Below are 12,128 nucleotides of genomic sequence, written 5' to 3'. Positions count from 1 at the left end.
GCCGGGGGAGCCGAGGAGGCGCGGTGTCAGTCGGCCGCGCGGATCACGATCGCGTCGGTGGGCGGGTCGACCCGACCGGGGCGCACCCACACGTCGGGCTCGATGTAGATCACCCGGGCGATCGGCACCGCGGCGCGGATGCGGGTCTCGACGGCGTTGATGGCGCTCGAGACGTCGGCGAGCACGGTGCGACCGGGCATCGACACCTTGACGCCGACCAGCAGCTCGTCGGGGCCGAGGTAGAGCGTCTTCATGTGGATGATCGACTCGACGTCGGACCCGTCGGTGATCGCGGCGCGGATCTTCGCGACGTCGTCGGCCGAGGCCCCCTCGCCGACCAGCAGGCTCTTGGTCTCGATGCCGAGGATGACCGCGACCGCGACCAGCAGCACGCCGATCGCGAGCGTGCCGATGGCGTCGAAGACGCCGTCGCCGGTGATCCAGGTGAGCACGACGCCGATCATGGCGAACGAGAGACCGAGGAGCGCCGCGGCGTCCTCGAGCAGCACGACGGGCAGCTCGGGCGCCTTCGCGCGGCGGACGAACGACACCCAGCTCTGCTGGCCCTTGCTCGGGCGCGACTCGCGCACGGCGGTGCGGAGCGAGAAGCCCTCGAGGGCCAACGAGACGGCGAGCACGAGCACGGGCAGCCACGGCACCTCGAGCGGGTGCGGTTCGCGCAGCTTCTCCACGCCCTCGTAGAGCGAGAAGACCCCGCCGACGCTGAACAGGATGATGGAGACGACGAAGGCGTAGACGTAGCGCTCCCGCCCGTAGCCGAAGGGGTGCTCGGCGTCGGCGGCCTTCTTGGCCTTGCGCCCGCCGAGCAGCAGGAGCACCTGGTTGCCCGAGTCGGCGAGCGAGTGCACGCCCTCGGCGAGCATCGACGACGAGCCCGAGAAGGCCCAGGCGATGAACTTCGTGACCGCGATGCCCAGGTTGGCGCCGAGCGCCGCGATGATCGCCTTGTTGCCGCCGGATGTGCTCATGTCGTGATCCCCTCGAGTCGCCAGGGTCGATCTTAGGATGGCCTGATGGTCACCATGCTCCCCACCACAGCGATTCTCGGCGCCGGCTCGATGGGAGGCGCGATCCTCTCCGGTCTGCTGCGACCCGGTGTCGTCGTCGACGGCGGCATCCGGGTCACCAACCGGTCCGAGGCGAAGGCGGTCGCGCTGCGGCACGGCGCCGTCACCTCGCTCGCCACCGAGAGCGATCCGCGCGCGAACGCGTCGGCGGTCGTCGGGGCGAAGCTCGTGCTCATCGGTGTCAAGCCGCACATGGTGGTCGACCTCCTGTCCGAGATCGGTTCGGCGCTCGACCCCGGGGCGGTCGTCGTCAGCCTGGCGGCCGGCGTCACGACCGAGACGATGGAGGCGGCCCTGCCGCCGACCGTCTCGGTGCTGCGCTCGATGCCGAACACCCCCTCCGTCGTCGGGCTCGGGGTCACCGGGCTGAGCGCCGGTTCGCGGTCCACCGACGACGACCTCGCGCTCGCCCGCACGCTCTTCGAGGTCGTGGGCGAGGTGGTGGTGGTCGACGAAGACCGCATCGACGCGCTCAGCACGATCTCCGGGTCGGGGCCGGCCTACGTCTTCCTCCTGATCGAGAAGCTCCAGCAGGCGGCGATCGGGCTCGGCTTCACTCCGGCCCAGGCGGCCACGATGGTCCAGGGCACGTTCCGCGGGGCGAGCGAGCTGCTCGCCGCGAGCGACGTCGGGCCGGCCCCCGACGCGCCGGCCGAGCTGCGCCGCCGGGTGACCAGCCCGGGCGGCACGACCGAGCGGGCCGTGGCCGTGCTCGACGCGGGCGGGCTCGCCGACCTGTTCGACCGGGCGACGGCGGCGGCGCTCGAACGCAACCGCGAGATCGCGGCCGGTCGCTGACCCGGCCGACCCGCGCCTCCTCGGCTGCGGTCTCCGCGAGGTCGCAGCGACCGCGGCATCCGGGCCCTGCCGGGGTCAGCCCTCGAGCGCCGCGAACCTCTCGATGGCGGTGCTGTCGCCCGACACGATGATCAGGTCGTGGTTGCTGATGACGGTCTCGGGGGTCGCCTCGCTGAAGGCGCCGCCGGGGCTCTTGACGCCGACGATGGTGACGCCGTACTTCTTGCGGATGTTCGAGGCCGCGAGGGTCGAGCCGCGCACCGGCTTGGGCGGGTACATCTTGACGATCGCGAAGGCGTCGTCGAACTCGATGTAGTCGAGCATGCGACCCGAGACGAGGTGCGCGACGCGCTCGCCGGCCTCGCGCTCGGGGTAGATCACGTGGTTGGCGCCGATCCGGGCGAGGATCTTGCCGTGCGACTGGCTGATCGCCTTCGCCCAGATCTGCGGCACCTTGAGGTCGACGAGGTTCGCGGTGATGAGCACGCTCGCCTCGATCGACGAGCCGACGGCGACGACGGCGATGCTGAAGTCCTGGGCGCCGATCTGCTTCAGTGCGTCGATGCTCCGCGCGTCGGCCTGGACGGCGTGCGTCACCCGATCGGCCCACTTCTGCACGAGACCGGCGCTGGTGTCGACGGCGAGCACGTCGCGGTCCTGGCGTTCGAGCTGACCCGCGGTCGCCGCACCGAAACGGCCCAGGCCGATGACGAGGACGGGGGCGTCGTGCTTGATCTTGTCAACCAACGATCGGTCGCTCCTCGGGTCGGGTGAACAGCTGGCGCCGTTGGCTGGCGGCCAGGGCGACGGAGAGTGTCACTGTACCAACGCGGCCCATCCACATCGTGACCGCGAGGATGTACTTGCACGAGTCGGGCAGGTCGGCGGTCAGACCGGTCGACAGGCCCGACGTCGCGAAGGCGGAGATCACCTCGAACAGCACGTGCTCGAGCGGCTCCTTCGTGATGTGCATGATCAGGATGCTCGCGACCGCGACGATCGTGGCGCCCCAGAGCACGACGCTGACCGACAGTCGCAGCACGTCGCTCGGGATGCGCCGCCCGAAGGCCTCCATCGAGCGGTTGCCCCGCGCCTCGGCGAACGCCGCCAGGAAGAGCACGGCGAGGGTCGTGACCTTGATGCCGCCGGCCGTCGAGGCCGAGCCGCCGCCGATGAACATCAGCATGTCGGTCACCAGCAGCGACGAGCCGTTCAGATCCGAGATGTCGATGGTCGAGAAGCCGCCCGATCTCGTCATCTGACTCAGGAAGAGCGACTGGAAGATCGTCGGGAACGCCGCGATGCCGCCGAACGTGTCGGGATTGTCGAACTCGAGCACGATGAACAGCAGGGCGCCGGCGAACAGCAGGATGAAGCTGGTGACGAGCGTCAGCTTCACGTGCACCGACCAGCGGCGGGGGTGCCAGGGGTTGCGGGCCAGGGCGTAGATGACGGGGAACCCGATGCTGCCGAGGAAGACGCCGATCATGATCAGGGTCAGGAACCAGTAGTCGTGGGCGAACGGCGCGAGCCCCTCGGCGTTCGGCGAGAACCCCGTGTTCGTGAAGGCCATCGCCGAGTAGTAGAAGCTGTCGAGCACCGCCTCGCCGATCGGGATGCCGTCGATCACGAGACGCGGCAGCAGCAGCACCGCGATGACCGCCTGGATGACGGCCGAGCTGAGCGCGACCGTGGCGAGCAGCCCGCCGACCTCGCCGAGGCGCACGGCCTGCCCCTCGGGCACCGGGCCGGCGTGCACGCGCAGCGGATTGCTGTCGGAGGCGGCCATCAGTCGGGCGCGCAGCCCCAGCTTCCGAGACACCACCAGGCCCATGATCGAGGCGAGCGTCAGCACGCCGATGGCGCCGATCTGCACGCCGACGAAGATCACCACGTGGCCGAAGACCGACCAGTGCGTCGCCATGTCGACCGTCGCGAGACCGGTCACGCAGATGACGGAGACCGCCGTGAACAGCGAGTCGACGAGGGGCGTGGACCGCCCGTCGGCCGCCGCGACGGGCAGCGAGAAGATCGCCGTGAACAGCAGGATCAGACCCGTGAAGATCATGATCGCGAAGCGCGCGGGGGAGTGACGACCGATGTCGTCGACGTAGTCGGTGATCCGGCGGACCGGCCCGCGGGACGCGACCCGGAGGGGTCCCTGCCGGATGGTGCGCGGGATGCGCCGGGAGGCGGAGGAGGGGCGCGTCACCCGTGCATGGTACTCCGGGCCGGTCGTCGTTACTGTGGCTGCATGCCTGACCTCTTCGCCGTGATCGCCGACGGGACCCGCCGAGACCTGCTGGCCGTGCTGCTCGAGGCCCGGGTCTCGGGCGAGTCGGCCACCGGTGACGTGTCGGTCGGCGAGCTCGTCTCGCGCCTCGGCATCAGCCAGCCGACCGTGTCGAAGCATCTGCGGGTGCTCCGGGACGCCGGGCTCGTGCATGTGCGCGAGGGCGGACAGCATCGCTTCTACGGCATCGACACCGCACCGCTCGAGACCGTCGAAGACTGGCTCATCCCGTTCCTCGGCGTGGAGGTGGAGATCGACACGGCCGCGGGCGGGGCGTTCGCGGCGTGGGCGGGGGCCAGCGTGCCGGCTCCGTTCCGTCGGGCGGCCGAGAGCATCCCCGACGCGGGCGACGTGGGCAGCTCGCTCGGCCGTGCGGTCGCCGATGCGCAGCACCGCGCCTCCTCGGCCCTGCACGACGCGTCGAGCGCGCTCGACGAGCGCGTGATCGAGCCCGTCCGCAAGCGACTGGGTCGCGGCGGCGTCTGAGCGTTGCATGAGGTCACGTGCGCCCCTAGAGTGACCATCAGGCACACGAGTCACATGCGTGCGCCTGCACCCACTCGGGGAGTCCGGGTCGGACACGAGGGGGAGACATGGCGGACGGCCTGTCGGACGTGAGGTTTCTCACCGTCGCCGAAGTGGCGGACATGATGCGCGTGTCGCGGATGACCGTCTATCGCATGGTGCATTCGGGAGAGCTGCCGGCCATCCGGTTCGGGCGCTCGTTCCGTGTGCCCGAGTCGGCGGTGGCGGCCGTGCTGCGCACGGGCATCGCCGACGTCGGCTGACTCGACTTCGACTTTCGGCAGTCGCCCTAGTAGACTGCCCCGAGGTATTTTTCCGCGGTTCTGATTCGGACCCGGTCGGTCCAATCCAGAAATCAGTGAGGTCTCTATGGGTTCTGTCATCAAGAAGCGTCGTAAGCGCATGGCGAAGAAGAAGCACCGCAAGCTGCTTCGCAAGACTCGTCACCAGCGACGCAACAAGAAGTAGTCGCAACATCGTCGATGCCCCCGCAGGCCCTGTGCCGGCGGGGGCATCGTCGTACCCGCCGGCGGGTCGTCGACGGGTTCCCCGCTTGCTAACGTGGCAGACGTGAGCGCACCGACCATCACCCTCCTGACCAAGCCCGGCTGCCACCTCTGCGACGAGGCCCGCACGGCGCTCGACGGGGTCCTCGCCGAGACCGAGTTCGCCGGTGCGGGCCTCGGATACGACGAGAAGAGCATCCTCGACGACGTCGCGCTCGAGGCCGAGTACGCCGAGGAGATTCCCGTCGTGCTGATCGACGAGCGGGTCCACACCATCTGGCGCATCGAGCCCGAGCGACTCCGCGCGGCCCTGCGCCGGTCCACCGCCGGCTGAGTCGGCCCACCGACGAGAAAGGACGACCCTCCGCCGAACGTGGCGGAGGGTCGTCCCTTCGATGCTCTCGGGCGTCGTGCCCGGGGCCCGCGCCTACGGGGTCAGGCGGCTGGGGCCACGGAAGAGGTAGGTGACCTCGCGGAGGTTCGGCTGGTGCAGCATGAGCATCAGCACGCGGGCCAGGCCCATGCCGAATCCGCCGTGCGACGGGGCGCCGTAGCGGAAGAAGTCGAGGTAGCCGCCGAGCTCCTCCGGCTTCATGCCCTTCTCGCGGATCTGGGCCTCGAGCACGTCGACGCGGTGCTCGCGCTGGGCGCCGGTCGTGATCTCGGTGCCGTTGTAGATGAGGTCGTAGCTCTTCGTGAGCTGCGGGTCGTCGTCGTGACGCATGTGGTAGAACGGCCGGATCGACGCGTCGTAGTCCGTGAGGAACACGAAGTCGTGGTCGAACGTCTCCTTGACGTAGGCGGCGATCTGACGCTCGCCCTCGGGGTCCATGTCGGCGTCGGCACGGGGCACGACGTAGCCGCGGTCGGCGACGATGCGCTTCGCCTCGGCGAGGGGGATCCGCGGGAACGGCGTCGTCGGCACGGTCAGGTCGACGTCGAAGAGCTCCTTGATCTCGGAGCCGTGCTTGTCGACGACCGCGGTGAAGGCGGCGACGAGCAGCTCCTCCTGCATCGTCATGACGTCCTCGTGGCTGTCGACGTAGCTGATCTCGGCGTCGACGCTCGTGTACTCCGTCGCGTGACGCGAGGTGAACGACGGGTCGGCACGGAAGACGGGTGCGATCTCGAAGATCTTGCCGAAGCCGGCGCTCTGCGCCATCTGCTTGAAGAACTGGGGGCTCTGCGCCAGGAACGCGCTGCCCTCGAAGTACTCGACCTTGAACAGCTCGGCGTTCGACTCGCTCGCCGAGGCCATGATCTTCGGGGTGTGGATCTCGATGTAGCCGCGCTCGACCCAGTAGGTGCGCATGGCGTGCTCGAAGGTCGTCTGCACGCGGAAGATCAGGGCGTTGCGGGGGACGCGGAGGTCGAGGAACCTCCAGTCCATGCGCTTGTCGATGCCGCTGTCGGGGGCGATCGGCGTCTCGGGGTCGGCGGCGCTGTCGACGACGAGGGTGGCGATCTTGACCTCGATGCCGCCGAGCTTGACGCGCTCGTCGTGCTTGAGCTCACCCGTCACCGTGACGAAGCTGCCCTGCGCCAGACCCGAGATGGCGTCGGCGATCTCGTCGACCTCGCCGTTCGCGGCGAGCACGTCGGCGGCGGTGCGCGGGCGGACCAGCTGGACGGCGCCCGACTCGTCGCGGAGCACGACGAACTGCACCTTCTTCTGGTCGCGGACGGTATCGACCCAGCCCGCCACCGTCACGGTGCCGTCGGGGAGGGGCGAGAGGTCGCTGATGAGGGTGCGTTCGATCACGAGGCTCGACTTTACAGGGCGGTCGGATCTTTGCGGTTCCCGTGAGGGAGGTGTGCGCGGGGCCTCGACCTAGACTGGAGGGCATGCCCGCCCAGCACATCCACCTCGTCCGGCACGGTGAGGTGCACAACCCCGAGCACGTGCTCTACGGCCGTCTCGACGGCTTCGGCCTCAGTGATCTCGGGCACCGGATGGCCGCCTCCTCGGCCGACATGCTGCAGCAGCAGGGTGCGCCGGTCGTCGCCGTCACCGCGAGCCCCCTCCAGCGCACCCGCGAGTCGGCCGCGCCCTGGGCCGAGCGCTTCGGTCTCACGGTCGCCGTCGACGATCGCCTCGTCGAGCCGGCCAACAAGTACGAGGGTCGTCGGTCCGACTTCACGATCCGCAAGCAGCTCGCCGTCCCCGCCGAATGGCCGTGGATCGTCAACCCGCTGAAGCCGAGCTGGGGCGAGGCCTACGTCAGCATCGCGTCGCGCATGCTCGCGGCCGTCGAAGACGCCTGGGCCTCGGTCGACACCGGCGACGTCGTGCTCGTCAGCCACCAGCTGCCGATCTGGATGGTGCACCGCAGCGTCACCGGCGCCCGTCTGTTCCACGACCCCCGGCGCCGTCGGTGCTCGTTGTCGAGCGTCACGACCCTCGAACGTCGCGGCGACGCCTTCGTCGAGGTGGGCTATCAGGATCCCGCGCGAGACTTGCTCGATTCCGCCGTCGATCTTGGAGCAGTGTGACCACCCGTAAGACCTCCACCACCCGTCGGGCGACCACGATCTCGCGGGTGCTCGCCGGCGCCGCCGTCGTGGCTCTCGCCCTGACGGGCTGCACCTCCCAGAACGACGACCTCGCGGCCGACTTCGGCGACGGCACCACCGAGAACTACATCTCGGGCAGCGGCACCGTGACCGAGATCGCCCCCGAAGACCGCGGCGACCCCGTCGAGTTCACCAGCGAGACCGACACGGGCGAGACGCTGTCCCGATCCGACTACGACGGCGACGTCGTCGTCCTCAACTTCTGGTACGCGGGCTGCCCGCCCTGCCGCGCCGAGGCCCCCGACCTCGAGCAGGTCAACGACGACTACGCCGACCAGGGCGTGCAGTTCATCGGCGTCAACGTCCGAGACCAGGCGGCGACCTCGCAGGCCTTCGCCCGCACCTTCGACGTCGGCTACCCGTCGGTCGTCGACACGAACGACGGGGCCGTGCAGCTGGCCCTCGCCGGCACGATCGCACCCAACTCCGTGCCGACCACGATCGTCCTCGACCAGCAGGGCCGGATCGCCGCGCGCATCCTCGGGGGTCTCGACGGTCCGAGCATCCTCGACACCCTGGTGTCCGACACCCTCGCCGAGCAGTCCTAGGTGTACCAGGGCAATCCCTTCTTCGAGGCGGTGGTGAGCGGGCAGCTCGCCGTCGCGCTCCCGGTCGCCCTCCTGGCCGGTCTCATCTCGTTCCTCTCGCCGTGCGTGCTGCCGCTCGTGCCGGGCTACCTCGGCTACGTCGGCGGGCTGACGGGTCGATCGGTCCCCGCGTCCCGTGGCGACGCGGCGCCGACGCCCGACGCCGTGTCCGCAGCCGCCCGCCGCGATCGCAGTCGCGTCGTGCTCGGGGTGCTCCTGTTCGTCGCCGGCTTCACGGTCGTCTTCGTCGGGGCCAACCTCGCGTTCGCGGCCGCCGGCTTCTGGCTGATCCAGTGGCGCGACCTCATCGTGCGGCTGATGGGCCTGGTGGTGATCGTGCTGGGTCTCGTCTTCATCGGGCAGTTCGGCTTCTTCCAGCGCACGCTGAAGCTGCCGGTCACGCCCGCCACGGGTCTGGCCGGGGCCCCGCTGCTCGGCATCGTCTTCGGCATCGGCTGGACACCCTGCATCGGTCCGACCCTGGCCGCCATCACGGCCATGTCGCTCGACTCCGCGTCGCTCGGGCAGTCCGTGCTGCTCGGCCTCTTCTACTGCATCGGGCTCGGCGTGCCGTTCCTGCTCGTCGCCCTCGGCTTCGGCTGGGCGTCGCGGTCGATCTCGTTCGTCAAGCGGCACATGCGCGCCGTCAACATCGTCGGAGGTTCCATCCTGATCGTCATCGGCCTGCTCATGGTGTCGGGCCTCTGGTCCGATCTGATGTCCCGTCTCGGGTCGGTGATCGCGAGCTATGGCACGATCGTCTGACCGCGAGCCGCTGACGCCGGCCGACGAGACCGACGCCTCCGCCGATCCGCTGCGGCCGAGCGACCACGTCGATTCGGTCCGGGCTCCGTCCGAGGGCAGGGGCGGCGACGGGGTGACGCAGCCGCGACTCGGCCCGATCGGCTACCTCCGCTTCTTCTGGCGGCAGCTGACCAGCATGAAGACGGCGCTGTTCCTCCTCATGCTGCTGGCGGTCGCCGCGATCCCCGGTTCGCTCGTGCCCCAGCGCACCTCCGACCCGAACGGGGTCGTCCAGTACCGCACCGACAACCCCGATCTGTTCCCGATCCTCGACAAGCTCGGCGTCTTCGACACCTACTCGTCGCCGTGGTTCTCGGCGGTCTACCTGCTGCTGTTCATCTCGCTGATCGGCTGCATCATCCCGCGGACGAAGCACCACTTCGAAGCCCTCCGCGCCCGTCCGCCCAAGACCCCGGCCCGGCTGTCGCGTCTCGCCGGCTACCGGACGGTCACGATCGATCAGAGCGGAGGAGGCGCGGGTCGGCCCTCCGTCACCCCCGCCGCCGCCGTCGAGGCGGCCCGTGCGCAGCTGAAGCGCGCCGGCTACCGCACCGAGGTCTTCGCCGACTCGGTCAGCGCCGAGCGCGGCTATCTGCGCGAGACCGGCAACCTGGTCTTCCACGCGGCGCTGGTCGGCGTGCTGCTGACCGTCGGCGTCGGGGGAGGATTCGGCTACGCCGGTCAGCGCGTCGTCGTCGAGGGTCAGACCTTCACGAACGTGCTCGGTTCGTACGACTCGTTCAACCCGGGTCGGTGGTTCGACGACTCGCAGCTCGACCCGTTCAGCATCACCCTCGACCGGTTCACGACCGACTACGAGGAGCAGAACCGCGACGCCCTCGGGCAGGCCCTCGACTACACCGCCGACGTCACGACCCGCACGCAAGACGGTGACGATGACGAGAAGCGTCAGATCAAGGTCAACAGCCCGCTCGCCATCGGCGGCTCGAACGTGTACCTGCTCGGCAACGGCTACGCGGTCGACGTGACGGTGCGCGACGGCGACGGCGACGTCGCCTTCCGAGACACCGTCCCGTTCCTGCCGCAGAACACGAACCTCATGTCGCAGGGCGTCATCAAGGTGCCCGACTCGTCGCCTGAACAGCTCGGCATGATCGGCTTCTTCTACCCGTCGGCGGTCGACACCGAGTCGGGCATGCTGGCCTCGAACTACCCCGACACGCTCAACCCGGTGCTCAGCCTCAACGTGTACACGGGCGACCTCGGACTCGACGACGGCGTGCCGCGATCGGTCTACGCCCTCGACACCGTGGGGCTGACCGAGGTGGCGGGTGCGGACGCCGACACGAGCGCCATCCGCGTCACCCCCGGCGAGACCGCCGATCTGCCGAACGGGCTGGGCACCGTGACCTTCGACGGCGTCAAGCGCTTCGCGTCGTTCGACGTGCATCACGACCCGTCGCAGCTGTGGGTGCTGCTCTTCGCCGGCCTCAGCTTCGCGGGTCTGCTCACGGCGCTGTTCGTGCCCCGACGCCGCGTCTGGGTCAAGGCCCGAGACACCGGGTCCGGTCTCGTGCTCGAGTACGCCGGTCTCGCCCGCGGCGAGGATCCGACCCTCGAGAGGGCCGTGGGCGACATCACCCGAACGCATCTGACCGGGCTGGGCGTGCCCGCCGAGGCGGCGAAGGCGGTGGCCTCGGGCGAGACAACCGCTTCGACGTCGAGAGACGACGAGTCGTCGCCCGCACCCGACGGACGTAAGATCTCCTCGTGACCGCCGACCTCGCCTACTACTCGCTCGTCGCCGTCTACTCGGCGATGGCCATCTACACGATCTCGTTCGTGGCCTACGCGCTCGACCTGGCGAAGCGCTCCGGCGACGCCCAGCTCGCGGCGAAAGAGGCGTCGAGTCTCGACGGCGGTCGCGCGCCGGTGGCCTCGGCCTCGACCGCACGCGGTTCGTCGACCGTGGTGCTCGACCGCCCGGCCACGACCGTCGGCGGTGACACGACCGACTCGTCGGGTCGTCGCCGCCCGTCGCGCTTCGAACGCGTCGCCACGTCGCTGATGGTCCTCGGCCTCGTCGTCCACGTCGCCTCGGTGATCATGCGAGGCGTCGCCGCCGAGCGGGTGCCGTGGGCGAACATGTTCGAGTTCTCGCTGACCGGCACGGCGATCATCGTGGGCGTCTATCTGCTGGTCAAGCAGTTCGTCGACATCTCGTTCCTCGGCGCGTACGTGATGGGTCTGAACCTCATCCTGCTCGCCATCGGCACGGTCAACTACTACGTCGCCGTCGTGCCGCTGCAGCCCGCACTGCAGTCCGCCTGGCTCGTCATCCACGTGCTCGTCGCGATCCTCGGCACCGGGTTCTTCGCCATCGCGGCCGGCCTGTCGATCGCCCAGCTGATCCAGACGCGTCGCGAGCAGGCGAAGCTCGCCGGTCTCGGCTTCATGCAGACGCTGCCCGGCGCCGATCGTCTCGAAGACCTCGCGTACCGCGTGGCGCTCGTCGGCTTCGTCCTCTGGACCTTCACCCTCATCGCCGGCGCCGTATGGGCCGAGCGCGCGTGGGGCCGGTACTGGGGCTGGGACACCAAAGAGGTCTGGACCTTCATCATCTGGGTGCTCTACGCCGGTTACATCCATGCGCGGGCGACGCGCGGCTGGCGCGGTTCGCGGTCGTCGTGGCTGTCGATCATCGGCTTCGCGGCCGTCATGTTCAACTTCTCCGTGGTCAACGTCTTCTTCAAGGGTCTGCACGCCTACTCCGGCCTCTGACCCGCGCCGCGTCTGATCCGCGCCGCCGCCGACCAGCGCTGCGTGCGTCGATCGGGGTCGGGCGGGTTCCCGTCATCCCTGGCGGGTCAGCGCTGACCCGCCCCAAGTGACGGGAACCCGCCGCAGTACGTTTCTGCCACTGCCACTGCCACTGCCACTGCCACTGCCACTGCCACTGCTGCCGCTGCCGCCGCCGCCGCCGCCGTGCCGC

Annotated in this window: 14 protein-coding genes; 10 read left to right on the top strand and 4 right to left on the bottom strand. The window is 69.6% G+C overall.

Features of this window, described 5'->3' with window-relative positions:
- Positions 1-26: 26 nt before the first annotated feature.
- Positions 27-989: a cation diffusion facilitator family transporter gene (locus tag ACZ6JE_RS05655; protein WP_192058844.1), complete on the bottom strand. Its 963-nt coding sequence runs from the start codon at positions 987-989 to the stop codon at positions 27-29.
- Positions 990-1,034: 45 nt separating this feature from the next.
- Between ACZ6JE_RS05655 and proC the strand changes: the two genes are divergently transcribed.
- Positions 1,035-1,886 (top strand): pyrroline-5-carboxylate reductase, encoded by an 852-nt coding sequence (gene proC / locus ACZ6JE_RS05650; protein ID WP_464318402.1) that lies wholly within the window; start codon positions 1,035-1,037, stop codon positions 1,884-1,886.
- Positions 1,887-1,961: 75 nt separating this feature from the next.
- Here proC and ACZ6JE_RS05645 read toward each other — a convergent pair whose 3' ends face one another.
- Positions 1,962-2,633 carry a potassium channel family protein gene (locus ACZ6JE_RS05645; protein WP_192058839.1) on the bottom strand — a complete coding sequence of 224 codons (672 nt, stop codon included), beginning with the start codon at positions 2,631-2,633 and terminating at the stop codon, positions 1,962-1,964.
- Positions 2,626-4,068 (bottom strand): TrkH family potassium uptake protein, encoded by a 1,443-nt coding sequence (locus ACZ6JE_RS05640; protein ID WP_371740669.1) that lies wholly within the window; start codon positions 4,066-4,068, stop codon positions 2,626-2,628. Before ACZ6JE_RS05640 ends, ACZ6JE_RS05645 begins: the two co-directional genes overlap by 8 nt.
- A 72-nt stretch (positions 4,069-4,140) precedes the next feature.
- Here ACZ6JE_RS05640 and ACZ6JE_RS05635 point away from each other — a divergent pair, with 72 nt between their 5' ends.
- From ACZ6JE_RS05635 to ACZ6JE_RS05620, 4 genes are all read left to right on the top strand, one after another.
- Positions 4,141-4,665 carry an ArsR/SmtB family transcription factor gene (locus ACZ6JE_RS05635; RefSeq protein ID WP_192058837.1) on the top strand — a complete coding sequence of 175 codons (525 nt, stop codon included), beginning with the start codon at positions 4,141-4,143 and terminating at the stop codon, positions 4,663-4,665.
- A gap of 107 nt (positions 4,666-4,772) precedes the next feature.
- Positions 4,773-4,967 carry a helix-turn-helix domain-containing protein gene (locus ACZ6JE_RS05630; protein WP_192058835.1) on the top strand — a complete coding sequence of 65 codons (195 nt, stop codon included), beginning with the start codon at positions 4,773-4,775 and terminating at the stop codon, positions 4,965-4,967.
- Positions 4,968-5,073: 106 nt separating this feature from the next.
- Positions 5,074-5,172 (top strand): 30S ribosomal protein bS22, encoded by a 99-nt coding sequence (locus ACZ6JE_RS05625; RefSeq protein WP_003792170.1) that lies wholly within the window; start codon positions 5,074-5,076, stop codon positions 5,170-5,172.
- 102 nt (positions 5,173-5,274) lie between these two features.
- A complete protein-coding gene (locus ACZ6JE_RS05620) occupies positions 5,275-5,544 on the top strand; it encodes a glutaredoxin family protein (RefSeq protein WP_192058833.1) in 270 nt (89 codons plus the stop codon).
- 93 nt (positions 5,545-5,637) lie between these two features.
- Here ACZ6JE_RS05620 and aspS read toward each other — a convergent pair whose 3' ends face one another.
- Positions 5,638-6,972 (bottom strand): aspartate--tRNA(Asn) ligase, encoded by a 1,335-nt coding sequence (aspS, locus tag ACZ6JE_RS05615; protein WP_192058830.1) that lies wholly within the window; start codon positions 6,970-6,972, stop codon positions 5,638-5,640.
- Positions 6,973-7,055: 83 nt separating this feature from the next.
- Between aspS and ACZ6JE_RS05610 the strand changes: the two genes are divergently transcribed.
- Genes ACZ6JE_RS05610 through ccsB form a run of 5 tightly spaced genes read left to right on the top strand, consistent with a single transcriptional unit; the run spans position 7,056 to position 11,917 of the window.
- Positions 7,056-7,703, top strand: a complete 648-nt coding sequence (locus ACZ6JE_RS05610; RefSeq protein WP_192058828.1) for a histidine phosphatase family protein — start codon at positions 7,056-7,058, stop codon at positions 7,701-7,703.
- Positions 7,700-8,332, top strand: a complete 633-nt coding sequence (locus ACZ6JE_RS05605) for a TlpA family protein disulfide reductase (protein ID WP_243215822.1) — start codon at positions 7,700-7,702, stop codon at positions 8,330-8,332. Before ACZ6JE_RS05610 ends, ACZ6JE_RS05605 begins: the two co-directional genes overlap by 4 nt.
- The gene (locus ACZ6JE_RS05600; RefSeq protein WP_464318401.1) at positions 8,333-9,136 is read left to right on the top strand and encodes a cytochrome c biogenesis CcdA family protein; all 804 of its coding nucleotides are present in this window, start codon (positions 8,333-8,335) and stop codon (positions 9,134-9,136) included.
- The gene (gene resB / locus ACZ6JE_RS05595) at positions 9,120-10,910 is read left to right on the top strand and encodes a cytochrome c biogenesis protein ResB (RefSeq protein ID WP_464318400.1); all 1,791 of its coding nucleotides are present in this window, start codon (positions 9,120-9,122) and stop codon (positions 10,908-10,910) included. The genes ACZ6JE_RS05600 and resB overlap by 17 nt, the downstream gene beginning before the upstream one ends.
- Positions 10,907-11,917, top strand: a complete 1,011-nt coding sequence (gene ccsB, locus ACZ6JE_RS05590; protein WP_374231442.1) for a c-type cytochrome biogenesis protein CcsB — start codon at positions 10,907-10,909, stop codon at positions 11,915-11,917. The genes resB and ccsB overlap by 4 nt, the downstream gene beginning before the upstream one ends.
- Positions 11,918-12,128: the final 211 nt, after the last annotated feature.

Source organism: Frigoribacterium sp. AC759, assembly GCF_979256015.1.
This window is presented reverse-complemented; position numbering and strand designations above follow the sequence as displayed.

Excerpts from the sequence above, each read along its gene's own strand:
- ACZ6JE_RS05655 (WP_192058844.1), bottom strand. The coding sequence starts at position 989 with ATGAGCACATCCGGCGGCAACAAGGCGATCATCGCGGCGCTCGGCGCC.
- ACZ6JE_RS05635 (WP_192058837.1), top strand. The coding sequence starts at position 4,141 with ATGCCTGACCTCTTCGCCGTGATCGCCGACGGGACCCGCCGAGACCTG.
- ACZ6JE_RS05610 (WP_192058828.1), top strand. The coding sequence starts at position 7,056 with ATGCCCGCCCAGCACATCCACCTCGTCCGGCACGGTGAGGTGCACAAC.
- resB (WP_464318400.1), top strand. The coding sequence starts at position 9,120 with ATGGCACGATCGTCTGACCGCGAGCCGCTGACGCCGGCCGACGAGACC.
- proC (WP_464318402.1), top strand. The coding sequence starts at position 1,035 with ATGGTCACCATGCTCCCCACCACAGCGATTCTCGGCGCCGGCTCGATG.
- ACZ6JE_RS05625 (WP_003792170.1), top strand. The coding sequence starts at position 5,074 with ATGGGTTCTGTCATCAAGAAGCGTCGTAAGCGCATGGCGAAGAAGAAG.
- ACZ6JE_RS05630 (WP_192058835.1), top strand. The coding sequence starts at position 4,773 with ATGGCGGACGGCCTGTCGGACGTGAGGTTTCTCACCGTCGCCGAAGTG.